The sequence below is a fragment of the Leptospira noguchii serovar Panama str. CZ214 genome, assembly GCF_000306255.2.
GTDB classification, from domain to species: Bacteria; Spirochaetota; Leptospiria; order Leptospirales; family Leptospiraceae; genus Leptospira; species Leptospira noguchii.
In genome coordinates this window covers 400006-424764 of record NZ_AKWY02000034.1, presented here as the reverse complement: position 1 = coordinate 424764, position 24759 = coordinate 400006, and the positions used below count along the sequence as shown (strand labels likewise).

The following is a 24759-nucleotide window of genomic DNA, read 5'->3' as shown; positions in this document are numbered from 1 at the left end:
TCTTCAAGGAGAAAAACGACACAATGAATCGTTTCCCTACCACCAGGCTCATCGCAGCCTTAGCAGTTATTTCCTTCGCAATCAGTTGCGGTTCTTCCGGTTCCACTCGTGGTAAAAAGAAAGAATTCTACGAAAAAGAAGGTAACAAAGTTACCGTAATCGGAGAAGCTCCTATCTATAACGGAGACAAACAGATCGCTAAACAAAGAGCGTTAAAAGACGCAAAAATTAACGCAGTTCGTAAAGTAATCGGAGAAGAAATCAGTAATAAAAGTAAAGCCTCCGATGGAGAAAGTTTAGGTTCTAGTTTACTTTCTAAAACCGACGCATTTGTTAAAAGTTATGATATTATAGACGAGACGGAAGGTAAAATCGATACCCAACCGATGTTGAAACTTACCGTTCGTTGTGAAGTAGAAGAATCTAAAATCTCCACTGCGGTAGACAATCTTCTTGCAGACGTTGGAAATCCTAGAGTTGCGGTTTTAGTTCTTGGTAAAGTCGGAGGTGCTCCCGTTTTTCCTGCAACTCCTGGAAACTTCGGTGAAGCTGAAATCATCAAAGCTCTGAAAAAGAACGGAAACAAAGTGATCGATCCTTCTCTTACCGCTAAAAAGGTAAATAAAAACCAAGTAGACACTGAAAATGTAGAAGGTTCCCCTTTGATCAAAATTCTGGCGGAGGCTCTACAAGCAGAAGTTTTAGTTTTAGCTAATGTAGAAACTGAAGACCAACAACCTTTGGATTCTGTAAATGGCAAGGCTTTGGAAAGAACCATTTATAACACAGCTGCTACAGGGACTTATAAAGTAGTTCTTCTTTGGGGAGATGGAAAGATCGTAGATAGTGGAACCGCAGATGGCAGAGGCGCGGATATCACTCAAAAAGTCTCCAGAGAAAAAGCAATTTCGGAATGGGCTGCTTCTGTTTCTAAAAAAGTAAACAACCAATTGAAAGAAGAATGGTTTAATCTAACCGAGAACAACCCTATCGTTCTTAAATTTACTGGTTTAAACGCGGACGAAGCTACTAAGTTCAAAGACGATCTTACAGAATTTACTGCAGCAAAAGAAGTAAACGTAAGAACTTCCGATACGAATGGTTCCGAGTGGGAAGTGATTTATCCTGGCAAGGATGCACTCTTTCAAGAAGAACTGGTTTATAAAAAAGACAGAGGATTCTCTTTCTTAGCGACTAAATCTTTGGAAGTTAAATCTGCAACACGTGGAGTGGTCACTCTGGAATTTAAACCTTTGAAGTAATTACTTACACTTTCAAAAAGATAAAAATACCCGGCAAAGTAAAACCTGTCGGGTATTTTTTTATATTCATTTAATATAATGTGCGTTTAGACATAATTTATTTTTCTTAAAAAAGTTGAGATTTGAACTTTGTAGATATTCCTAAAATGTGGGAACTATTACAAATTTAAATTTTACGAACAAGTTCTAAAATGTGTAGGAACTTCTACTTTTAGAAAATTCTTACTCCGAAACCCACATTAGGTTCTGATTTTTTCATAAAATCACCGTCTTGCAAACTGCCATCTCTTAAAAAATTCATTTTAGAAATTTTTTGAAACTAAAACGTTCCGTAAACATTCTTTGTGGGAACTATTACGAATTAAGATCTTACAATAAAATTTTAAAATGTGGGAACTAAAACAAATTGATGTTTTTTGTTAAAAAACGATGAGGTCTCGTTTTTTAAAAAGTAAGATTCTTGAAATCTTAATTTATCAATCGAATCATTCTACGATTTACCATAACTTGAAGTTTTTAAATTTCCATTTTTAGATAGATTTCTTTTTTAGATCCTTCAACCTGCCCTTTACGATATAAAGGCGATCCAATTTCAAGGTATCGATTCTTTATAAATTCAATTGGGAAAATGTATGAAAAAAATTCATTCTTCAATTTTAATTTTGATCTTCGCGATTCTAACTTTCCTAAACTGTTCGAATCAAAATAACAATTCTAATAGTTCTCGTATTGAACGGGGTAAAAAATTGGTAATGGTCGCCGGATGTACGGATTGTCATACCGCAAAAATAATGACTCCACAAGGCCCGGTGCCAGACGCTTCTAAATTCTTAGCTGGATATTTAGAAACAAATCAATTACCGGATTATAAAAACTATAAAAATTCTCCTTGGCTTTTGTTTACCGGAGATCTTACAGCTGTAGTTGGTCCTTGGGGAGTTAGTTTTGCAAAGAATATAACCCCCGATCCTGAAACTGGTATCGGCGGTTGGACTGAAGATATGTTTATTCAAACGGTCCGGACTCAAAAAAGATTAGGAGTGGGTAGACCGATTCTTCCTCCGATGAATGGTGTTTTTATCGGAAACATGAATCCTCTAAGCGACGATGAACTAAAAGATATTTTTGCTTATCTTAAATCTTTAAAACCTGTCAGAAATAGAGTTCCCGAACCAATCTTAAATTAAAAGTGAATGAACGGATTGAAACGTATCAATCCGTTCTCGCAAAGTATATTCTAAGAAAAACATTTTTTAATTCAAAGGAATCATACATGTTTAAAAAAACATTGTTTATCGCTTTAACAACGATCCTTTTTTCAAGCTGCAATCGAGATTTAGATCAATTTAATCAGTTTCAGAAAGCAGAAATATCTACTCTCACTCAGACCATTTAAGAAATTCTAACTTACATGAAATATGAAAAATATAAGATTCTTATCATCCCTCATGTAAATTTTTCAAAATCTCGAGTCAGTGAAAAAAAAGTACTAGAAAATTTCAATGGCAAAGCTATAGACTCTGAAAACCCTCCCGAATATGGAAACACGAAAAATGATCGAAATGAATATTATAAAAGAGATTCAACGATAAATTATGATACTGCTAGTAAAGAATATATATATACAACATTGATTATTTCTCTGTACTAATTATTTTTGATAAGATCGATGATAAAAAAAAGAATCAAATAACAAAACTTATCGAGAAAGTCGTGTTGAACATGGATAAAGGAGATACTGTAGAGATAATTTCGCTGGAATGATTTTTAAAATTACTTTCAATAGATTCTCGTTTCGTTTATGTCAAATTCTTATCTTAGGAAAAGCACTAAACGCAAACGGGATTGAAAACAAATCCCATTTGCGTTTCTGCAAATTAAGAATTCCTAACACTACCTAGAAATTCTGTCTAATTCAGTTGAACTACCACAACCAATAAGCTTCTAGAAAATCCGCATTCAATCCTAATGCAGAAGATTGTGGAATGACACATCTTCTATAAGGAGCAAATTCCCATTTATTGTAAGGCTTTCTATAGAAAAGTCCTACTATATCCGAAAAAGTCCGATCCTCTATACAATGATAATTGTAGAGTGGAAATCCACTTTTATCTTTTACGTGTATTTTGTTTGGATCCTGAAAGAAAAATATATCCATCGACTCGGCCAACTCGTGTCCCTGATCTTTAACTGCAACGATTAAATTTTTCAATCCGGTTTGTAAAGGATAACCCATATGTACTAAAACACCCACTCCTTTGAGAAGCATATAGTGATTAAAAAAATTAGCATCCTCTGACTGAACGATTACGCCTACAAAAATAGAACCAAGTGTAATTAAATTCTGCCATTGCCCCAAAGGAGTCATCTGATTACGGACAATATATTTTAAGATTACCTCGTTGATCTTAGCGACAGGATTGAGGTTAGAAGTATGATTACCGTATCTAAGATTTACATTATTAAAATCTTGAACTTGATAATTTCGATCTTCATAATATTTTAATAGATCGGTACAAATTTTTACAACATCCTCTCTTAGCTCTTCTACGTGTACAAAAGTCCAATAAAGACCTACTAATGAATGGATCGTTGCATCTAAAGAAAAATCATATCTAAATTTATACTGTTGATTTTCAAACGAATAATCGGTATATCTCATAGTACCACAAGGTTTGTTGTCAGGAGGAACACCTACGGTCCCATTTTGATTACAAGACGGAAATTGATTGTATGCTTCTATATTTACGAAATTTCTACCCAACCCACCTCGGTTGAGAGATTGCATTAATTTATAATATTCTAAATATCTTTTTATAAGCACAAGAGTATCTGGATCGCGAGTATTTTTATATTTCCAAGCCATCGCACCCAAAGTGACCCCTACGTTAAAAGTGGCATCTCCCGCTTCTTGCCAGTTGTATTTCCCAACTCCATTTAAAACTTGATTTTCAAAATGATCCAAACCCCTATATTCCACTTGTCCCAAAGGACCAGTTAAATATTTAGCGTTTGAATAAACTTGTTTTTCCTTAAAAGAATTCATTTCCCCGACCAACCATGCAATAAGCATAATTTCTTTGTTAGAAGTCTTTTTTCCCGGAATACAAAACATCAAAGATGAAAAAACTAAAATGAGAACAAAAGATCTCATTCCAACTTGAGCCATTTTCAATAAAACTAATTTTAAAAAACCTATTTCTGGATTTTTTTGTTCCTCTTTCACTCTAACACTCCCTGTTAAACACAATCTCCAATGTACGTCATCCGCTTTCATTTTATAAAAAACCATCCAGAAACGATGGATATCTTATAAAATTAAATTTCTTTTTTATTAAATTCAATACACTTAAAACAAAAATACAAATTGATATTTATTCAAATAAAACATTCAATTTATTATATATAATAAAAATATAGTTTCGCAAAATATAACCAAAAACAGTTTTTTAGATAAAAATCTCAAGAAATCAATTCCGCATAATCAACAAAAAAAAATAAACATAACGCATTTCTTTAGTAATATTCAAAAAAATTAATTATCAAAAAACAATCTTATTATATAAAATAAATTGTCAAATAAAAATTAATATATTCAATTTTAATTATATTAAAAAGAACATATTTTATTACTTAATTAACGCATAACTTTTAAAAAGAGATAATGACATATAACGCTAATAAAAATCGTTTCCAGAGTAATGAAATTAAAAACAAAATCACGAAAAACGTAATAAAAACAACATCAGAATAGATTTAAGAACCAGTTCGTCAGAGTGATTGTTTAGAAATAAACTTCGCCTGATAGTCTGGAAAAGATTTGAAAAAATTGTAAAGGTATTACTCAGAAAAAAAGAGAAGCAAATATTACTTTTAATAAAACTTCATTACCTGAGATATGCGTATAACGTATTGGATAAAAAAAATCCACCGGGAAAAAATCTCCCGGTGGAATTTTTTATCTACCTTCCCTCCTGGAAGGCTTCCTTAGAGCTGCTGCAGAAGCTTGAGGACCGAATTCGGTTTCATGTTTGCCTGCGCCAACATTGCCGTACCACTCTGCACAAGTATTTGTTTTGTGGTCAGCGAGACAACTTCCTCCGCCATATCGGCGTCTCGAATTCTAGATTCTGATGCCTGCATATTTTCATACGCACCCATCAGACCTTTTGCGGTATATTCAAGCCTATTATAATAAGCTCCCATATCCGCTCTCTGCTTCATGATCTTCGTAAGGGCAGCATCTGCCACCCCGATCACGTCGTTAGCCTCTCCCGGAGAAGAGATCGCGATCGGTCTCCCATCCGCTTTTACAAGCTTCAGGGCTTTCGAAGTCATCGTGCCGATGTAAAATCTCTCACGCTGATTTTGATTCGGTCCCATGTGAAACCACATGGAAGCGACTCTGGAGCCTCTTGCGAATTGTCCTTCAAAAAGTTTGAACTTGTTAAATTCAGCCTGAGAAGCAATTCGATCGACTTCATCCACCAGCGCAGATACTTCCACCTGCACGAGCTGCCTATCTTCGTTACTGTAGATACCATTCGAAGTCTGGATGGCGAGCACCCGGATCCTTTGAATGATGTTAGACGTCTGTTCGAGGAAACCCTCGGCAGTTTGGATGAAACTCATTCCGTCCTCGGTGTTCCGTTCCGCCTGACGCAGACCGTTTACCTGCGTCCTAAGTTTTTCGGAAACCGCAAGTCCGGAAGCGTCGTCCGCTGCAGAGTTGATCCGCATACCGGAAGACAGAGCCTTCATCGTCTTGTCCACAGCAAGTTCGTTGAACTTTAGAGAACGGTGAGCATTCACCGCACTCAGGTTGTGATTGATAATCATTCTACACTCCTTTGTAGAGATGAACCAGCAAATCTCCCTATCTGCTGGCCGGACATGGTCTGTCCGGTGCTCCGGGATGGACAGTATTCAGACCACCTGACAGACCAGGCGTCCTACCACGGAGTTATATTCGATTATCAATCGTTAATTTTAGTTCAACGAACCTCTTTGATCCCCGAAAGGACCATGGAAAGCGAATATTCTAATATTCAAAACTTAGAATGTTCTTTGAACGGACTTTCCATCGTTCTTCAGGGGATTCTCAAACACGAACAGCCGCGAAAAGCGGCTTTCTTAAAAAGGTCGGATCAAAACGGACCGGATGGAATTTAGGAATCAATTCCGGAAGGAAACGCATCCTATGGGATGCGCTCCTCTTCCGGTCAGTTATTCACCTGCCCTTACGACCGCCGAAACGTTCGGCGACCGCAAGATCTTAACCGTTCAGGTTAAAATCTTATCTAAGAAGCTGGAGAACCGACTGAGGTCTTACGTTAGCCTGAGCAAGCATTGCAGTTCCCGATTGAACCAGGATTTGGTTCTTCGTGAATGCAACGGTTTCCTCCGCCATATCTGTGTCCCTGATTCTCGACTCTGAAGCCTGGATATTCTCGTAAGCAACCATCAGACCTTTGGAAGCGTGTTCCAGTCTGTTGAAGTATGCTCCGAGGTTCGCTCTTTGTTTGTTGATTTTCATCAGAGCGTCGTCCAGAACCCCGATAGAGTCATTGGCAAATTCAGCTGTAGACAACGTCAGGAGAGAACCGTCAGCCTTGATGAGATTGAGAGATTTCGCAGTCATAGTAGCGATATACACTCTTTCTCTCTGGTGCTGGTTCGGTCCGATGTGGAACCACATAGAAGAAGTTCTAGAACCTCTTGCAAAGTCCCCCTGAAGGAGAGCCATCTTGTTGAATTCTGCCTGAGAAGCAATACGATCGATCTCGTCCACGAGCTGAGAAACCTCAACCTGAATCATCTGGCGATCTTCTGCGCTGTAGATTCCGTTGGAAGATTGGATTGCCAGAACCCGAACTCTTTGAATGATATCGTTCGTTTCCTGCAGATATCCTTCCGTAGTCTGGATCAAAGACATACCGTCTTCTGTGTTTCTCTCAGCTTGTCTGAGACCTTTCACCTGCGTTCTCATTTTTTCAGAAACGGCAAGACCGGAAGCATCGTCACCGGCGCGGTTGATACGCATACCGGAAGACAAAGATTCCATATTCTTCGCTACTTCGTTATTCTGAAACTTCAGAACGCGATGGGAATTGATCGCGGCTAAGTTGTGATTAATGATCATGGGTTTCCTCCTTGAAACTGATCATGACTCCGGCATCCGTGCCCGAGCCCTTTGTGAGTTTGGTTTTGGCCAAATATTTTTATTTATATCGAAAGGATTCAAAGAATCGAACTTTCATTCGAATCCGCTTCCTTCCTACTCTATCTTCGGTGATTCAGTCTTCTGGATTAAGTTTAGGATAAGTGGGATTTTTCTTTAAAAATCGTTGTTTTTTGATAATTTTAATAGAAAATGAAGGTTTTTTAGGAATTTAAATTTTATACTTTTTTTTGAAAAAATTAATTCTTTTTTGAGCTAATCTTAGATTCGATCGGTTTGGAAATTCTCATGAGTCTTTTTTATTTTCAAACCGGCTTTTTCGATTTTTTTTAGAACAAATTCATTTCGAACCAGTAATACCATTTACAACAAACTTTCTTTAATCTCTCTCCACCATAAATAGAACTCGGAATCTTTAGATGGCAAATACCTAGCACATTTTTCAATTTTCAAAAGAACATTCTTCAATCTTTCCAATGATACAAAATTCTTTTTAGCCCATCTGTAGAGTAAAGCCTCAGTAGAAAGAAGCACTCCATCCTTTTGAAGTTTTCTAAATAGTCGTCCCGCCTTTTTATCATCGGACACCATATTTAATTTTCTACAAACTGCTAAAGCAATTGTATAAGCTTCTCCATCATCAACATCTTGAGATAAATCGACAACCATCTGCGCTTCGTTATCTTCCAAATACATCTTTATTATCTTTCCAGAATCTGTGAAGTCTGATATATCAATCTTTATCTTATGTAATCCTGCATCTTTTTCCTGAAATACAAAATGAGCTTCTTTTTCAACAATGAACGAGGAAATTGCAAATTTTAGCCCAGAGTTTTCTACAATCTCATTTAATATTTCAGCAGCCATTAGATTAATTAAAATACAAGCGTCCATTAAAAATATGGAATCAGAATTGTCCGGCATACGATTCTAAGAAATCAAAAGATCCTTTTCTAAAAATTCAATCTCTCCCCTTTTAACATCATTTTCCTGTTGAGTGAGGAAATCGCGTATTTCCAATCTATCCATATTAAGATAATTTGCGATTTGTCCTTCCGAAAGATTTCCTTCTCGATACGCTCGTATTACCAATGAAATATATTTCTTCGAAAAAACCGCATCCTGTGAAGGTAATTCCGGTAAACCCAACTCTTCCTTCATTTTTTGTGGAGAAATTTTGCCGACTTTTATCCTATCGTAAGTACCAGCAGGCAAAAGCCCGAGAGACTCCAGCCTTTCAGTAGTTGCTTGAAAAGAAGCTCCGTAATATTGAGCAAGTTCCATAATATTCAAAGAGGTAAACTTACCATTGGATTGACGAATCCTTTGAAAAAATTCAGTCACTCCGTCTGCGGGCAAAAGAAATTCAATTGCAAAAAGAGAAGCAAAAGATTCCACATCGGATTTTTTAGACATTTCGTCGATATCCAAAGAAGTCCATGTACGATCGGCTAAATAATGCCCATATTCATGGCAAAGGGTCATACGTCGTCTTTCCTCAGGATGATTTTTATTAATTAAAATAAATCCACCGAAGTTTTCCTCAAAAAAATAAGCTCCGGAAACCGTCGAAGGAAGTTCGAGAAAAAAAACGACTAAATCTGTTTCTCTTTCCAAGTAATCTCTTAATAATGGGAGAGGTGAATATCCTATTCCCAATCTCATCCGTTCTTTAACACTAATCACTTTCGCAGCATCCGATGTAGATAATCCAATTCGATTATATTCAATATTATAATTTACAACTTTATTATATTGGTTCAATAAGCTACAATAATTTTCACATAATTTTTGAAAATATAACAATCCTTCTTGAAAGAAATCGTCATTTGCGTCAAATTTATTAACACTTCGAAACTGCAATACATTCGAAGTAAGAACTCTCCTGTTCGGTTGAAGATCGGATATCTTAACTCCTAATGCTTCTGATAATTTCAATAACTCTTCGGCCTTTACACTTCTTTCTCCTTTTTCAATTGCAGTTATAGTAGTACGGGCAAGTCCAAGGCGACTTGCCAAATCTTCTTGAGTCATTCCTACTCTTTTTCGAAATATCTGTATCAGTTCATTCACAGTATAATTATTATCAATCATTTTCAAAACAAACTCCTTATTAAGCAATCTGAGTCTGAGAATTACCAATAAACTTAGCGAATCTATCCCATTCGCAAATTTGGCTTTGGACTAACTTAGAAAACTTCTGATCAAACTCCTCTCCAGAAATATTCAGTTCTTTCATCATATATTTTTTTGATTCATAAATGATCGGGTCTTGTTGATAAATTTGATCGACCCCATTCAAAAGAAATCTCTTCCAAAGATTAGCCTGATTATTGAACTGGGTAAAATGTTTCATTCGTTTTACATCGTTTAAATACGGATAAGAATAACGTGTTGGATCCTCTAAACCAGTATTTAAAATACCTTGCCTTCTCAAAAGACATGAAGAACAATACCCGCATTGTCCCGGCTTATCCTTTTGTCTATGATTACTGTCGCAACTACTACTTAATTCTAGTATATTTGAAAATTTTAATGTATTAGAAATAAAAACCTTACACATTTCACCCTTCGTAAAAAACAAAAATGGGTTTATAATTTTCCTCTTAGAACCGATTAATTTTGAATAAAATTTTGAAACGATCGACAATATGGCCGGATTTGCAGTTAGAGAACGATCCCAGTGTCCACTTCCTGGAAAAGGAATATTAAATGCCCCGATTCCATTCTCATGCAAATACAACGTATCAGAACAAAACAGCGTAGAAGCATACAATCCTTCTACGAGAAACAAAAGACCGCGCATTCGAAAGGAAGGATTAGGATATTTTTTCGGCGCTCCTGCGATATCATGAAAAACTCGATACCGTTCAATTTTAGCGTTTGGAAAGAGTTTGTTTATTTTTTTATGTAAGTTTCTTTGTTTACCAAAAGCACACTTTTGAAAGCCAAATCCAACTAAAACGTATTCTTTATTAGGATTTTCTAAATATCGATTTAAAAATCCAGAAAACGAATCCAGTCCTCCACTCCAAAGTGAAACTTCAGCTTTATCTCCCAATTCCATAACGATTTGATCTCGCATTCTTGCCGAAGCCTTAACAGGAGAATAAAAATCAAAAATATAATCATTTATAGTAAACTGAGAAATTATAATTTTTAATTCATCAATAATTTCTGAGTCTTGCCACCTTTCCAGACTAAGAATAGGTAAAGAAATATGAATCTTGTAAATTTCCCGACGAGGAATCAAACGTTCAATCGTAGAAATGAGCCCAATGATATTACAAAGGTCTAGACTTAGATCGCAGGAAAAAGTAGATCTTCTAAATTCTTCAATACCGTCCATTCTGCAAAAACTTAAAGTATTCCCTTTATATTGAAATTGAAGAGAGTTGGCTGAGTTTACCGTTACTTTAATATCTAATTGATTCATAGTATTAGTTAGTCAAATCCTCATCATGATTTTGGATACTATACTCCTTATATGCATCCTTAAAAGGCCCTAGAGTTTTCCACCAACCTAGATTCAATTCGTGGACTTTTTCAGGGATAGAATCAATTTTTAACTCGTTGCTTTTTTGTCTTAAATCTTTTGCCTCATCACGAAAAACACATTCTTTTTGAAAAATAGATTGTATAACTTTGCATTGAATCAAGTCACCCAATTGTTCCAAAGAAGTGAATCTATGTGTATTCAATATAATATGACAAGTTTCGAATATATAATTGCTAAACTTGTTTTTTGATACTAAGTATTGGAAAATACCTCTAAAACTGTAAAAAAGTTGATTTATATCTGATATATCATCAGTGGAATTCAGCCCACGACTCCGTAAAAAATTTACAAACTCTCTAATGAGAACAAATTGATCCCTATGTTTCCTAATTTGCTGGGTCAATCCATGCCCCAAATTAAACGGGATCATTGCATATTGACCTTGTTTAAAATTCTGGAGAGCATTTTTATAATTAGGACTAATTCCTCCAGGAACGATACTTTTGTCAGAATTCATAACAATACCTGAAAAGATATTAATGAAAATCAACAAAATGTCAAATAAAATTTTGCATTTGTCAGAATAACTGACAAATTAATTTAAATCGAAAATTTTCTAAGTTTGCCCAAAAATCAGCTTCACTCACTCAATATATTTGTAATTAAACGCGTAGTTCTCTCATAATAGAAAATTAATTTAGTCCTAATTTTTAGGATTGGTCTGAAACAATGCAAGTTCAAATGCAAAATTAAACAAATTGGAATTTTACTAAAAAATGAATCGATCATCTCATAAATTGCATCACTTTTTATATAATACTCCACCATTTCCAATTGTTTCATATTAGAAGGATAAAATAATTGCGTTATTATATACTTCTTCTTCAAAAATGCAAGGGTCATAATCTTATCTAACAACTGTTTTACGATTTTTGTACAAATTGTTTAAAATAACTCATGATTCTATATTATTTATCTATAATACTTGAACCTTGATCGTTATTAATGGCATTTTTATTTCGAAAGAAAATTCCTTTAAAATAAAGTAAATTCGGCATAAGGAATTCATTTTCTGAAAAAGTTGGGGCCTGAATTTTATTGATCATGCGGAAACTCATACAAAAAGTAAATGTTTGAAAATTTGTAATGTGTCTTAAACGTAGGAACTCACACGAACTAGAATTTTACAGATAAAATCTAAAAATGTAGGAACTACCACAAGTGCAATTTTACGAACTAATTCTAGAATTACTTTTAGAAAATTCTTTTTCATTTTCTTACGTCAAACTCACGTTAAAATAGATTTTTTTTCGGAAATCAGAGCTTCTTGAATGATCATATATTTTAGAATACTATAATATAATTTTTTAAAATCGATTCCCCATCTGTTTTCGTTATATTGAAACGGATGCCTAAAATAAGTTTTGCTAATTGTCACTATGAAATTTTTCAACAACTCTAATAAAGATGAATTGCCATGACCTGATCGCAAAACTCGGATAGACTATCATAAAAACTGTTTCTTGATCCATTTTTTATTTCTTTTAAGAACCTTAAAAAATTTTAGAGGTTCAAATCTAATAAAAAAGCCCCACTCTTTCGAGTTAGGGCCACAAACAAAAAACATAAAATCAAATTTATTCTTTCTATATTTCAAGATTCAATTTTGTTTTTCAAGATGATTCAATCTCCCCTTTGTTGGATCCAAAAGAATACCAGTTGATCTTTCGGGTAAAATGCATCAAAAGCGCTAAAAATACAAATACCACAATGGAGCCAATGAGCAAGGCGTAGTCTTCGGAAGATAAAATCACATATAAGAAAGAATATAGACCAAAATAAAATCCTCCAGCAATAAACCCTCTCTTTTTACTTTGTAAAATGGAAGTCGCGTAATAAAATATGAGACCAGAAACCGCAAGAGATGCAATCGCATAAGATATTATAAAACCTAAATGTTCTGACAAAGATAAGTTTAAAACGTAAAATACCACCATAACAAATCCAATCATTAGATATTGAAATGGATGTAGAATTTTTCCTCCAAAAATTTCTAATAAAAAGAAAAGAGCAAAACTAGCTGCGATAAATAAAATCGCATATTTAATAGATCTTTCTAATTTTAAATAATGATCCACAGGAACGATCAAACGAACTCCGTACCCAGAAGGTAAAATAGTATTCAAAGTTGTATCATCTTCGGAAGAAATTACTTGTGAATAATTTCTAGAAAGATAAGAAGATTCCCAAATTGCTTGAAATCCATTTTCAGAAATACTTCTTTCTTTTGGTAAAAGACTTCCCACAAAAGATGGATCTTCCCAATTCGAAGAAATTTGGATCTTAGTTTCTTTGCCCAGAGGAATTAAATCCATAGAATCAGAACCTTGAATTGGAATTTGAATTTGAAACGTGAGTGGAAACTTAAAATCCAAAAGATTCATCTTAGAATGTAACCCAGACCTAAAATGTGTGGAAGAACCCGGTTGAAACGTTTTTTCTTTTTCAGCTAAAAACAATTTAACGTCATTTCCAATTCCCTTTGGGTCATTGACGACAACGACTATTTTTGATTCCGACCAGAAAATTTTTTTTGTATTCATTGGAAAATCAGAAACAGACGGTTGCTTAAAATTTCCTTGGAACTTTACATTTCCATGATATAGAACCGCTTCATAAATTCCTCTCTTTCTCTTTTCTGCTTTTAAATCCGTTTCTAAGTTGAGTTTTTCCGGTAGAAAATACATATCTGAGGTTACATGCACTTGAACGCTTATTTCCTTTCGACCTTCATCGATTTTTTCCAGAATTGTTGGATCTTCCCTTAATTCTTCTCGTATTGTTTGATAGGGGATTACTAAAAAAGGTCCGGCAACCACTTGTTTACCGCCCCATTGAGAACTCATTTCTCCTACCACCTCTCCGGCTCTTTCCTGTCTTTCAAAAACTAAGGAACCAACCAAGTTGATCGGAATTAAAAGTAAACCTAACATTATTCCTAAAATTAAAATTCTAAGACTTATAGATGATTGAATTTTAAACATATTATATTTTCTCCAATAATTAATCCGCACATCCGCTTTCGTGCGTTCGGTATAATTGTTTCCACCATTTTATCTTTTCTTTCTTATTCAAAATGTTACTTTTACTCAAATGCGCTTTTTCTACTAAAACTCTTTTTCGACTTTCCCAAACCATATAATTCGGAATTAAAAGTCCGATCAAAAGTATGAAAAAGAACAATACCTTAGTATTTACAAAAGATTGAATATTCAACATATACCGACTCCTTGTTCTAAGACTATGTAACGTAAAGGTGAGAAACTTATGTGCGAATTATGAGGATTGTGTGAGGATTTTAAAATTTATACTTACTGATCTTTATGATAAAACGGTCTGAATTTTAAGAGAAATCCAATGTTTGGACAAAAAATTTGTCGTAAAATCCGTAGTTAAAGTAAATTCGGTATAACGCGAAATGGATCGATGCGAGGGAACTTTAGCAAAACGCTTTCCTGAATGCCGATCCTTAGAGAGGCATTCGCTGAGTTTCTAAGAATCGCATTTTATATTGAAATTTAAGACAAAAAATCGTATTACGTTTTTTTTATACAATTTATTGACCAGAACTAAAGAGCCCGGTTCGGCTTGTCTGCGGCAAGTCGGATTCGCCCCGGTTTTCTTACGCCCTCACGTTAGTTAAAACCGGTTTTATTATTGAAAAATTGTTTTGAAACAAATCCGAGCGACTACTCCTATTGAAGTTCCGTTTTTTACTTCCAAATCCGCGTCGTGTAATTTTGCAATCTCTCTTACAAATGCCAAACCCAATCCAGAACTTTTACGACCCGTATCAGGGCGAGGCAAAGAATAGAATTTTTCAAAAATTCTTTCCAAAGCATAGGATGGAATTCCAGGACCGGAATCTTCTACTTCTAAAAAAGGAAATCCATTTTTTTTACCACAACGAACTGTAATTTCAGAATCTGAGTTTGAAAAATCCAATGCATTCTGAACTAAATTCCGAAGAGCCATTCCTAAAAAGAAAAAATTTCCTTCCACATATACGGTTTCGGTTAACTCTTTCAGTTTTATTTTTTTTCGGACGGCTTCCGAAATAGAAGAAACAACCGTTTCTTGAACGATGTCTTGTAAATTGAGGTTCGGAGTTTTTTCTAACTGAGATTGATTTTCCAAAGAACTGAGTTCTAAAAGTTTTTCTAAAATCGTTTGGATTCTTTTTCCTTCTAATTGAATATTAGAAATTAAAGATTCTAAACGATCCGGATTTTCTATAATCAATTCGGAAGAAGCAAGTAGAGAAGAAAGTGGACTTTTAATTTCATGAGTCATAGATTGTACATAATTTTCCACGTATTCTTTTCCCGCAAGTTCCCGAAACAATCGATCCATTTCTTCTCCCAATCCTCTGATTTCGGGTACACTGATTTTTGGGAAAGGAATTCGTTTTTGAAATCTTAGAGCCGAAACATATTCGGATAGTTTTCGAATTGGTGAAAACAAAAAATATAAAATGCTAATAAACAAAATGATTATAGAAAGTGCCACATACAAACTCAAATTCCAAAATTTTTTTCGAGTGGATTCTATAAAAGGAATCAAACTTTTTTTAGGTTTGATTACAGTAAGTACACCGATTATTTTTCCGGAATTTCGAATCGGTGCGGCTATAAATAATCCTTTTTCGGAACCAAATAACAAACTTGACCTGGCGCCGTATTTTCCTTGTAAGGTGAGATATACGTCGTTCTTTTTAGAATAGTCCTGTCCTTTTTTTAGTTTTTCAGAATCATAAATTACAATTCCACGTTCATTTGTAACATAGAGTTGCAGATCTACTTTCTTTTTAGTAATTTCAAATATTTTAGAATTTAAATCCTTTTGTGTTGTAGTTCGCATTATAGGAGAAAAAACTCGTTCACTTATTTTTTCTAAAGAATCATTTGTTTGAGAAAGTTCTCTTTCTAATAAAGAAGCCAAAAGATGAGCTGTATCGTTCAACGATTCTTCCACTGCTTCCATATAACGCGGTCGAATCGATTCTTCAATTTTATCTACAAAATAATAATAACCAATAAAGAAGGCAAAAAAAAACCAATTACAATTCGAACCCAAAGACTCATAACGTTTCCTTCAATCCATATCCTTGACCCCGTTTCGTTTCAATCGGATCTAAGTCAGGTCGAATTTCCTTTAGTCGAAAACGAATGTTTTTAATCACCGTGTCTACAGCACGATCAAAACTTTCTTCCGGTTCTGTCCAAACTCGATCCATAATTTCTTCTCTAGTAAAAATCTTTCCAGGTCGTTTTAAAAATAACAATAACGTTTTATACTCATACGGAGTAAGAGATAAAGATTTACCATAATAATAAATCACCTTACGATCTTCGTCGGTCAGGAACTCGGTATTTGTTTCCTGAGAATTTATCTCGTATCTTCTTAACACCGCTTTGATCCTTGCGACCAATTCTCTTGGACTAAATGGTTTTACCATATAATCGTCTGCGCCTAATTCTAAACCAAGAACCCGGTCTAGTTCCGATTCTCTTGCAGTCAGTAGTATAACTGGGATAGAATTTTTTTTTCTAAGCTCTTTCAAAATTTCAAAACCGTTTCCATCCGGAAGTCCTACATCCAACACCAATAAGTCTGGGGATTCTTTTAAAAGAGAAATACATTCTTTACCAGTCATCGCGTAGATCATCTTAAAACCTTCCGACTCTAAAACAATTTGAATCGTATCTCGAATTCCCGGTTCGTCTTCTGTAAGTAGAATTGTAAACATCCACGAAAATAAAAAATCGATCTCATTTTTAGGAAAGAGAAATTTTCTTGGAATTCAAGTTTACAATTTTTTTCAGTTAGAAACGAAATCAGTTTGCATAAGTCGCTTCTCCAAAGATACTTTGCGATTGTTTTAACAACCTAATTTTATGATAAATCATACTAAAACCAAACAAGAAACCCAAGACCTTTTCGAACTCTACAGACAAATGCTTCTCATCCGCCGTTTTGAAGAAGGGGCCGCAAAATCTTATAGCACCGGAAAGATAGGTGGATTCTGTCATCTTTATATCGGACAAGAAGCGGTAGGAGTCGGTTCAATTGCAGCCCTAAAAGAACAAGATTATATCGTTTCGACTTACAGAGATCATGGTCATGCTCTCGCAAGAGGTTTGGATCCCAAGGCTCTTATGGCGGAACTTTTCGGTAAAAAAACTGGAATTTCCCAAGGTTACGGAGGTTCCATGCATTTCTTTGATAAGAACAAAAGATTTATGGGAGGGCATGGAATCGTAGGAGGTCATATTTCTCTCGCAGCAGGAATCGCCTATGCTTCTAAATATAAAAACGAAAACTCAGTTACGATTTGTTTTTTCGGGGAAGGAGCTGCAAACATTGGTTCTTTTCACGAAGGAATGAATCTAGCCGCAATCTGGAAACTTCCTCTCGTAATGATTTGTGAGAATAATCACTATGCAATGGGAACTCCAGAATATAGAGCATTATCCGTAAAAGACGTTTCGGTTCGTGCAACTGCATATGATATTGCAAGAGATCATATCGAAGGAGACGAAGTTCGGAAAGTAAGAGATCACGTAAGCGTAGCAGTAGAACGCGCTCGAAGAGGAGAGGGTCCTACTCTAATGGAAATTTCTACATATCGTTTCCGTGGACATTCTATGTCAGACCCTGCAAAGTATAGAACTAAAGAAGAATTAGATCGTTATAAAAAAACTGATCCACTTTTAAAGGCAAAGGATGACCTTCTTCATTCCGAATGGAAAGAAGAAGAATTAGAAAAACTAGATATAGATATTCAAACTCAAGTAGAAGAAGCGATCGTATTTGCAGATAAAAGCGAAGAACCACCGTTAGGTTGGCTGTATAAACACGTCTATGCGGAGGATGTCTAATGGCAATTCTTACTTATAGAGAAGCTCTAAACCGAGCCATGTGTGAGGAAATGGATAAGGACCCAAATATATTTCTTATGGGAGAAGAAGTAGGTCATTACGATGGGGCTTATAAAGTTTCCCAAGGAATGCTTTCTAAATACGGAGAAAAAAGAATTATAGATACTCCCATTTCCGAAAATGGTTTTGCGGGAGTTGGGATCGGCGCCGCTATGGTGGGCTTACGTCCTATCATAGAATTTATGACTTGGAATTTTTCTTTAGTCGCAATTGATCAGATCATCAACTCTGCGGCTAAGATGAATTATATGAGCGCGGGACAATTTCCAATTCCGATTGTATTTAGAGGTGCGGGGGGAGCTGGAGGAAGACTCGCTGCTCAACACTCTCAGTCTTTTGAAAGTTGGTATGCACATATTCCAGGTTTGAAAGTAATCGCTCCTTATACTCCCGCAGACGCCTGCGGACTTTTAAAAACCGCCATTCGAGACAATAATCCTACTATTTTTATCGAAAGTGAGGTGTTATATGGCACCAGAGGAGAAGTTCCCGATCAGGAATATTCGATTCCTTTTGGCAAAGCGGATCTTAAACGAGAAGGATCTGATATAACAATCGTTAGTTGGTCTAGAGCCTTGATGTATGTTCTACCCGCCGCAGAAAAACTTTCCAAAGAAGGAATTTCCGTGGAAGTTTTAGACCTTCGTTCTATCCGACCTTTGGACGAAGAAGCGATATACACTTCTATTCGTAAAACGAACCGTGCCTTGGTAGTAGAAGAAGGTTGGGAAGTGGCCGGATTCGGTTCTCAAATCGCTTATTTAATCCAGAAAAATTCTTTTGACGATCTGGACGCCCCCGTAGAAAGAATCACCCAAGAAGACGTTCCTATGCCTTATGCGGCAAATTTGGAAAAAGCCTCTTTACCCAGCGAAGAAAAAATTATTTCTAAGGTTCGAGAAATGCTCGAATAACACAAACAAGGAATATTCAAAATGGCTAAAATTGCAGAAATGACTCAGCTCAGCCCTACGATGGCAGAAGGTAAAATCGTCCGTTGGATCAAACAAAAGGGAGATCCAGTTTCTCCAGGTGAAATCATAGCGGAAGTGGAAACGGATAAGGCCGTTATGGAAATGGAAGCCTTTGAAACCGGAACACTTTTGGAAATCTTAGCTCCAGAAGGAACGCTTATCCCAGTGGGGGCACCAGTTGCAATCATAGGAAAACAGGGAGAAGACATTTCTACGTTAGTTGAAACTGCAAAAAAATCCATTCCTACTAAAAAAGAAAATACGATACAGACTACGTCTCAATCTTCCACAACTTCACAAAGTGATACGACACAAACTTCTTCCTCTTCTTCTAAACTTACAACCGAAGAACAAAATAAAATATATCAGAGCCCTACTTTTTCAAAAGAACAATCTACTTCTTATAAACACGGATCTCAAACAACACAAACCGGCAGATCCGGTCCAATCTCTCCTTTGGCAAAAAAACTGGCTTTTCAAAAAGGAGTGGATCTAGGAGAAGTAATCGGTTCCGGCCCCGGAGGAAGAATTATCAAAAGAGACATTCTCTCTTATCAAGAATCCGGGGGCGGCAAAAAAGGCTCTTTTGTTAAGCGACATGACCGTAAATTAGAATTAACTGGAATGAGAAAAACGATCGCATCTCGTCTTTCACATTCCACATCTACAATTCCTCATTTTTATCTTACTTTAGAACTGGACGCAAATCCGTTAGACTCTCTTAGAAATTCATACAATCAAGATCTAAAGTTAGAAGGTCCTTTAAAGATCAGTCTAAACGATCTCATTATCAAAGCTTGTTCACTTTCCTTAAAAGATGTTCCTGAAGTAAATTCTTCCTGGAAAGAAGATCATATATTAGAACACGGTAGAATTGATATAGGAGTTGCAGTTTCCATCGAAGGTGGCTTAATCACTCCATACATTCGAAATGCAGATCAAAAATCGGTAAGCGAAATTAGTCTTGAAATAAAAGAACTTGCTTCCCGTGCGAGAGAAAGAAAACTCAAACCCGGGGAATACACCGACGGTACTTTTACAGTTTCTAATCTCGGAATGTTTGGAATTTCTTCTTTTACGGCGGTCATCAATGAACCAGAAGCGGCAATTCTTGCAGTCGGAGCACTCGTTAAAAAACCGGTCCTTAAAGAAGGAAATATAGTCGCAGGAAAAACGTTGAGCGTTACTCTTTCTTGCGATCACAGAGTGGTGGACGGTGCTACCGGAGCCAGATTTTTATCTTCTTTTCGAGAATATACGGAACGTCCCCTTCGCCTACTTACCGGCTAAGGATTTTATTTTGTGGAAAAAAAATCGGAACCCGCTTCCAGAAAAGAAAAAATTAGAAAGTCAGCGCTACTACTTCTCTCTTTAAACAAAGAAGATGCTGCCAAAGTATTATCTAAGTTAGATGATTCTATGATCGAAGAAATCATTTTGGAAATGGCTCAGATCAAATCGATTTCTAAAAAAGAAAAAGAAGACGTTCTTTTAGAGTTTAAAAATTCAGTCCTTCCAGACGAAGGAGAAATCAAAGGTGGAATAGACACAGCCAGAGAAATTCTTAGACAGTCTTTAGGAAAAGAAAAAGCCGAAAACATATTAGGAAAACTTTCTCGCAAAGACATAGAAGATGATTTTTCATTTTTAAGCGAAGCAGAGCCTGGAGTTTTAGCAAGTCTTTTACAACACGAATCTCCACAAACAATCGCAGTCACACTCGCATTTATGACTCCTAAAAAAGCGGCTGACATTCTAAAATTTTTTCCGGGGGAATTGCAAGCCGGTGTCGCTTATCGTTTGGCAAACACTACAAAAACACATCCAGACGCAATTAAAGAAATTGCAAGAGTACTTAAGAAAAAATACGAACAAAGAGATCGTTCCGAATACAGTGAGGCCGGAGGTGCGGAAGCTCTCGCAAACATACTCAATCACATGGATAAATCACAGGAGGAAAATATACTCAAAGAGTTGGAAGCAAATTCTCCTGAACTTGCAAAACAAGTAAAAGAAAAGTTATACACCTTTGAAGACGTCTTAGGTTTGGATCAAAAGGAAATGAGAATTTTAATCAATCGTTTGAGTGATGATAATTGCCTCAGTATGGCTCTACGTGGAGCTGGAGACGAACTTAGAAATCATTTCTTAAATGCAATGTCCCGCAACCGTGCAACAGAAATTTTAGACATGATGGAAATCAGAGGAAAACTAACATTACGCGAAATAGGAGACGCAAGAAATATTATAATCAATTTAGTGCGTGAACTCGAAGAAGAAGGAACAATTTTTGTCAAAAAAGACGGAGAAGAATACATTTAGATGATTCATACTTACTGGAACCTATTCGCGCAAACTTTATAATTTCTACATGAGTTTCCATATTTTTGTGAAACTCAATCTTACGGATCAAAACTCAGAAAACACCATCGGTGTTTAGGTTTTTGGGACTCTAAATCTATTTCGGATTATTAAAAATAGTATGAACCCAGATCAAACTTATCTTGATTTAAAGCGCTTTAGAAAATCCGAATTTAGTTCGCATACTAGCATTAGATTTTTCTGATTTAAAATCGTTTACAACAGAAATCATAAAACTTTGCAATTTAAAAAACTCAACTTAGGTTATAAATCAAATCCCTTCTCTTTCGGAAGAAATTGGAAAACTTCAAAATTTAAAAGAATTGTATTTGCAAGGTTCTAATTCTTTTACTGAAAAAGAAAGAAAGAATTCAAGAGTTTCTACCAAAATGCAAAATTGATTTTGAACCAGCTTAAAAATTCAGGAATTTAATCTAAATTTTTCGACTAAAAACTTTTTCAAAACTTCAAAAAAATGTTTTTTAAATTTTTCTAAAACGTATTTCATAATCGCCTTCGTTTAACATGAGTGTTGTGTTTAATTTTATTCCTTTGCAAAAAAATTAACTTCTATAAAATTGAATTCTTAAATCCAAAACCATAATTCAATTTTTATATTTTATAAAAATATTATATCCTTATAATTCCCTCACATTCGATTCGAAAAAGAAAGTGTGAAATATCAAAAAGATTAACACCCGGATCTTCTACACTGATCACATGTAGGTGGCTGTCCGGGAAAACAGGGAACTGGAAATCCAAGAAAATCGCAATGACAGTTACAAGGTTCCCATGGCTGACTACATTCTACAGCGCCTACATTGAGTCCCATGTTTGAAGTTCCTAAATTCCCGGCAAGATCCTTAACGTTCACTTGAAGATTACAATTTCCAGCAGTCCAATTGGGCGTAGGCGTTAAAGAGATCGTATCATCCGTAACCAAAGTGCTACTAACTTGAACTTTTGGAGTCTGATTGTCTACGAGACTACCAGATAAACTCAATGTGCTTGGATCAATACGATGATCAAATTGAAGCACAAGCGTTTGAGACAAAGGTGCTAACCATACCGCATTTATATTCGGTTGAGTAATTACAACCTTCGGACCTAATTGTGGATTGCCAGGCGACGGATCGGACTCCGTTACTGAGTCTCCAAAAGTTGTATCACCTCGTCCTGTTACCGTTAGAAAAGGAATAGAAGGAAAATAAACTGGGCCGACATTGACATCGGGCGGTTCATTATTGGAACGATAACCAGGCCTATGAAACGGGTCTCCAAAAATGCCCGTACAATGGCAATTGGAAGAACTATTTATGCACATTACAGCTGAGCAAAAAGTTGCTCCCGGAAATGGAATTGGCTGATCTCCCAAACAAAAACCGGCAACAGCCGCAGAAGCGGGCCAACGAGCAGGAGGCGCGTTATTCAATCCTGGTAAATCCGCCCATAATGTACAATTATAAGCGGCCATCTGCATACTTACGGCAGCTTCCTTACAAACTATATTCAAATTGATAATGATAAATACCGAGAGTATGAATGCGATTTTTCTCAACTTCATAACTGACTCCTTAAGTTCGTAAGCGCATCCCTTACGGCAGGTACATCTAATAAATCCGTTCTTGGATCAGCTTGAAGCGCATCACTTACGGATGGATCGTTTAACACTTGGGGTAACGTAGTTAGGTTATCGGGTACAAGATATGTAAAATCGTAATTCGAATTCCGATCGAATGCGGAAACATTCACCCCGCGAGAAGACCAAACCCCAATCGTTCCTCCCAAAAGGTTTACGGATACTCCCTGAATCGGATTAATACGCCTGAAAGGATAAGGACTATTCGGAGAAATTAAACCTCCTATTATTTGAAAATTACGATTTACGAATAATAGAGTATCAGAATTTTCAAGAACGAGAACCAACCCCATACCACCAGGTAACGGGGTAGCAGCAATCAAAGTAGGATCTAAGATTGTAGAATCAGTAACAATCTTTTGCTCTGTTCGTCTGAAAATGATTGTCTGATCTCTCGGGTCCCAACCTACAACTCTATTTCCATCCTGATCGACAATTAAAATCAGAGTTTCATCGGCCCATACACTTCGCAATCCAGTAATTGTAACCGGACTTGAAACCGTCGTTATCGTTCCATCAGTTCCTAAACGACGAAAACCTAAATTTGGTCCGTAAACTAGAAAGGCAGAAGACCCAAACGAAACAATTTCCTGTGCTCCCGGTATTAAAACTGGATTTTGACATCCACTTAAACGTTGAGAAGTTTGTCCGTCAAAATTCCAACAAAGATTGATTGCATCGGATTTAAGTAAGGCAATCCGTCCATTTTCTTCTAAAGCAATTCGTCTTGTTCCAATAAAATCCGTATTTGATTTATAATAGAGTTTGTTAGCTCCAACCGAAAAGTATATATTACCTCCTACTGAATCTAACATGAATATAGTAAAGTCTACGGATTGAAAATTAGCCGGTCTAAGATTCGGAGCCAAGGTAATCCCAGCAACATGGGAAAACACGGTCGCACGCGGAGGATCCGAAGCATCCATAGTGAAAAAAGCACCCACCCTGGCCACCAACTCAGGATTGAGTTGGTATAGAAAGTTTGTTTCTACTTCTTTTGTCTCAATGGTCTTTCCAGGATTTCCTTCAGGAGAATACGTAAATGCGTTAGAGCGTAAAAACAGAAGTAAATCATTAATAACATTTCTATTCTTACTTTCTAGAATTCCATTACATTGTAGTAAAAGGCCAATCAAAGTTAGCCATATCCATTTTTTAGCCATCATGGCAAATCACTTAAGTAATTATCATTCTTTTTTCAAGTCAATTTTATATTTTATATTATTTTTATTTCATTTTACGATAAAAATATTCATTATATCTAATGCACATTACGCAAATTATACGAAAACTTTTAGATTAAAACAATATTTTTTTATGTCTAATTTTTTATAATTTATTAAGAATATTATAAATAACGCAATATTATTCTCCTAATATATTATAAAAAATACCTATAAAAACTAAGAGCTCGATATTCAATTTTATTATTTTTGAAACAAAGTTATGTTCCTAAGATAAACCTTTTCTAAAATTGATTCAAAAAACTTAAGATGTAAAAACTTTCATTATGAGTATTAAAAACTAAAAAGATTATCGACTTATAAATTAAGGACACAATTATAGGAACTACTATCTGTTACAAACTTACTCAATATTTATAATATTTCTTTTTCAGATTTTTAGATAAACCTAGTCGAAATACCCGTAGACTAACTTTCAAAAAAATAAAAAACATATAAAAATTTACCTACTTTTCCAAATTGTAATTTAGCAAAATACAAATCTTCTTATTAAACTAAAATTATAATTCGAACTTTGCACCTTAAGATAGAATTATCATTTAATTTATTTCTAACATTGTTCTACATTAAATATGAAAATAACGTTATAATTTTTTCT

At 35.5% G+C, this 24759-nt stretch carries 22 protein-coding genes and 2 pseudogenes; 10 read left to right on the top strand and 14 right to left on the bottom strand.

Annotated elements, in window-relative coordinates; all coding sequences use genetic code 11:
- The first annotated feature begins 23 nt into the window (after window positions 1-23).
- The 3 genes and pseudogenes from LEP1GSC059_RS19270 to LEP1GSC059_RS19255 all read left to right on the top strand — a co-directional run bounded on the left by LEP1GSC059_RS19270 (window position 24) and on the right by LEP1GSC059_RS19255 (window position 3026).
- Window positions 24-1262 carry a lipoprotein LipL46 gene (locus tag LEP1GSC059_RS19270; RefSeq protein WP_002154617.1) on the top strand — a complete coding sequence of 413 codons (1239 nt, stop codon included), beginning with the start codon at window positions 24-26 and terminating at the stop codon, window positions 1260-1262.
- 632 nt (window positions 1263-1894) lie between these two features.
- Window positions 1895-2449 carry a c-type cytochrome gene (locus tag LEP1GSC059_RS19265; protein ID WP_002178397.1) on the top strand — a complete coding sequence of 185 codons (555 nt, stop codon included), beginning with the start codon at window positions 1895-1897 and terminating at the stop codon, window positions 2447-2449.
- 86 nt (window positions 2450-2535) lie between these two features.
- Window positions 2536-3026: pseudogene (locus LEP1GSC059_RS19255) on the top strand (hypothetical protein).
- A 160-nt stretch (window positions 3027-3186) separates the two neighbouring features.
- Here LEP1GSC059_RS19255 and LEP1GSC059_RS19250 read toward each other — a convergent pair.
- Window positions 3187-4488, bottom strand: a complete 1302-nt coding sequence (locus LEP1GSC059_RS19250; RefSeq protein ID WP_020981155.1) for a hypothetical protein — start codon at window positions 4486-4488, stop codon at window positions 3187-3189.
- Window positions 4489-5249: 761 nt separating this feature from the next.
- Window positions 5250-6101, bottom strand: a complete 852-nt coding sequence (locus tag LEP1GSC059_RS19245; RefSeq protein WP_002178413.1) for a flagellin N-terminal helical domain-containing protein — start codon at window positions 6099-6101, stop codon at window positions 5250-5252.
- Here LEP1GSC059_RS19245 and LEP1GSC059_RS23470 point away from each other — a divergent pair.
- On the top strand, window positions 6087-6434 hold the full coding sequence (locus LEP1GSC059_RS23470; protein ID WP_162141885.1) for a hypothetical protein: 348 nt from the start codon (window positions 6087-6089) through the stop codon (window positions 6432-6434). The two genes, LEP1GSC059_RS19245 and LEP1GSC059_RS23470, sit on opposite strands and share 15 nt — an antisense overlap.
- 124 nt (window positions 6435-6558) lie before the next feature.
- Here LEP1GSC059_RS23470 and LEP1GSC059_RS19240 read toward each other — a convergent pair whose 3' ends face one another.
- Entirely contained in the window at window positions 6559-7404 is an 846-nt protein-coding gene (locus LEP1GSC059_RS19240; protein WP_002154628.1) for a flagellin N-terminal helical domain-containing protein, read from the bottom strand.
- 23 nt (window positions 7405-7427) lie between these two features.
- Between LEP1GSC059_RS19240 and LEP1GSC059_RS23830 the strand changes: the two genes are divergently transcribed.
- Window positions 7428-7586 (top strand): hypothetical protein, encoded by a 159-nt coding sequence (locus tag LEP1GSC059_RS23830; protein ID WP_017214835.1) that lies wholly within the window; start codon window positions 7428-7430, stop codon window positions 7584-7586.
- Between the two features lie 220 nt (window positions 7587-7806).
- On the opposite strand, the gene LEP1GSC059_RS19235 is transcribed toward LEP1GSC059_RS23830, so the two are convergent.
- From LEP1GSC059_RS19235 to LEP1GSC059_RS19200, 9 genes are all read right to left on the bottom strand, one after another.
- Entirely contained in the window at window positions 7807-8367 is a 561-nt protein-coding gene (locus LEP1GSC059_RS19235) for a hypothetical protein (RefSeq protein WP_004453497.1), read from the bottom strand.
- 6 nt (window positions 8368-8373) lie between these two features.
- Window positions 8374-9537, bottom strand: coding sequence for an ImmA/IrrE family metallo-endopeptidase (locus LEP1GSC059_RS19230; protein ID WP_020981139.1), 1164 nt, complete (start codon window positions 9535-9537; stop codon window positions 8374-8376).
- Window positions 9538-9556: 19 nt separating this feature from the next.
- A complete protein-coding gene (locus tag LEP1GSC059_RS19225) occupies window positions 9557-10879 on the bottom strand; it encodes a hypothetical protein (RefSeq protein WP_017214832.1) in 1323 nt (440 codons plus the stop codon).
- Between the two features lie 4 nt (window positions 10880-10883).
- Window positions 10884-11459, bottom strand: a complete 576-nt coding sequence (locus LEP1GSC059_RS19220) for a hypothetical protein (protein WP_020981180.1) — start codon at window positions 11457-11459, stop codon at window positions 10884-10886.
- Window positions 11460-12230: 771 nt separating this feature from the next.
- The gene (locus tag LEP1GSC059_RS23465; protein ID WP_017214830.1) at window positions 12231-12380 is read right to left on the bottom strand and encodes a hypothetical protein; all 150 of its coding nucleotides are present in this window, start codon (window positions 12378-12380) and stop codon (window positions 12231-12233) included.
- Window positions 12381-12615: 235 nt separating this feature from the next.
- Window positions 12616-13986: a cell envelope integrity protein CreD gene (gene creD / locus LEP1GSC059_RS19215; RefSeq protein ID WP_020981282.1), complete on the bottom strand. Its 1371-nt coding sequence runs from the start codon at window positions 13984-13986 to the stop codon at window positions 12616-12618.
- 19 nt (window positions 13987-14005) lie between these two features.
- On the bottom strand, window positions 14006-14221 hold the full coding sequence (locus LEP1GSC059_RS19210) for a hypothetical protein (protein WP_004433297.1): 216 nt from the start codon (window positions 14219-14221) through the stop codon (window positions 14006-14008).
- Window positions 14222-14656: 435 nt separating this feature from the next.
- Window positions 14657-16039: a two-component system sensor histidine kinase CreC gene (creC, locus tag LEP1GSC059_RS19205; protein ID WP_420323990.1), complete on the bottom strand. Its 1383-nt coding sequence runs from the start codon at window positions 16037-16039 to the stop codon at window positions 14657-14659.
- 43 nt (window positions 16040-16082) lie between these two features.
- Window positions 16083-16751 carry a response regulator gene (locus LEP1GSC059_RS19200; protein WP_004437067.1) on the bottom strand — a complete coding sequence of 223 codons (669 nt, stop codon included), beginning with the start codon at window positions 16749-16751 and terminating at the stop codon, window positions 16083-16085.
- A gap of 148 nt (window positions 16752-16899) precedes the next feature.
- On the opposite strand from LEP1GSC059_RS19200, the gene pdhA reads away from it, so the two are divergent.
- The 5 genes and pseudogenes from pdhA to LEP1GSC059_RS24760 all read left to right on the top strand — a co-directional run.
- The gene (pdhA, locus tag LEP1GSC059_RS19195) at window positions 16900-17883 is read left to right on the top strand and encodes a pyruvate dehydrogenase (acetyl-transferring) E1 component subunit alpha (RefSeq protein WP_017214828.1); all 984 of its coding nucleotides are present in this window, start codon (window positions 16900-16902) and stop codon (window positions 17881-17883) included.
- Window positions 17883-18857 (top strand): pyruvate dehydrogenase complex E1 component subunit beta, encoded by a 975-nt coding sequence (locus tag LEP1GSC059_RS19190; RefSeq protein WP_002178404.1) that lies wholly within the window; start codon window positions 17883-17885, stop codon window positions 18855-18857. The genes pdhA and LEP1GSC059_RS19190 overlap by 1 nt, the downstream gene beginning before the upstream one ends.
- Before the next feature lie 21 nt (window positions 18858-18878).
- Window positions 18879-20207: a dihydrolipoamide acetyltransferase family protein gene (locus tag LEP1GSC059_RS19185; RefSeq protein WP_017214827.1), complete on the top strand. Its 1329-nt coding sequence runs from the start codon at window positions 18879-18881 to the stop codon at window positions 20205-20207.
- A 12-nt stretch (window positions 20208-20219) separates the two neighbouring features.
- A complete protein-coding gene (fliG, locus tag LEP1GSC059_RS19180) occupies window positions 20220-21239 on the top strand; it encodes a flagellar motor switch protein FliG (protein WP_002178371.1) in 1020 nt (339 codons plus the stop codon).
- 160 nt (window positions 21240-21399) lie between these two features.
- A pseudogene (locus LEP1GSC059_RS24760) lies at window positions 21400-21610 on the top strand (leucine-rich repeat domain-containing protein); the annotation flags it as partial.
- A 359-nt stretch (window positions 21611-21969) separates the two neighbouring features.
- Here the strand turns inward: LEP1GSC059_RS24760 and LEP1GSC059_RS19175 are convergent.
- Together LEP1GSC059_RS19175 and LEP1GSC059_RS19170 are read right to left on the bottom strand one after the other, a co-directional pair.
- A complete protein-coding gene (locus LEP1GSC059_RS19175; protein WP_002176791.1) occupies window positions 21970-22842 on the bottom strand; it encodes an Ig-like domain-containing domain in 873 nt (290 codons plus the stop codon).
- Complete coding sequence (locus LEP1GSC059_RS19170) at window positions 22839-24083, bottom strand: LIC_11904 family protein (protein WP_002176792.1); 1245 nt, start codon at window positions 24081-24083, stop codon at window positions 22839-22841. Before LEP1GSC059_RS19170 ends, LEP1GSC059_RS19175 begins: the two co-directional genes overlap by 4 nt.
- Window positions 24084-24759 lie beyond the last annotated feature (676 nt).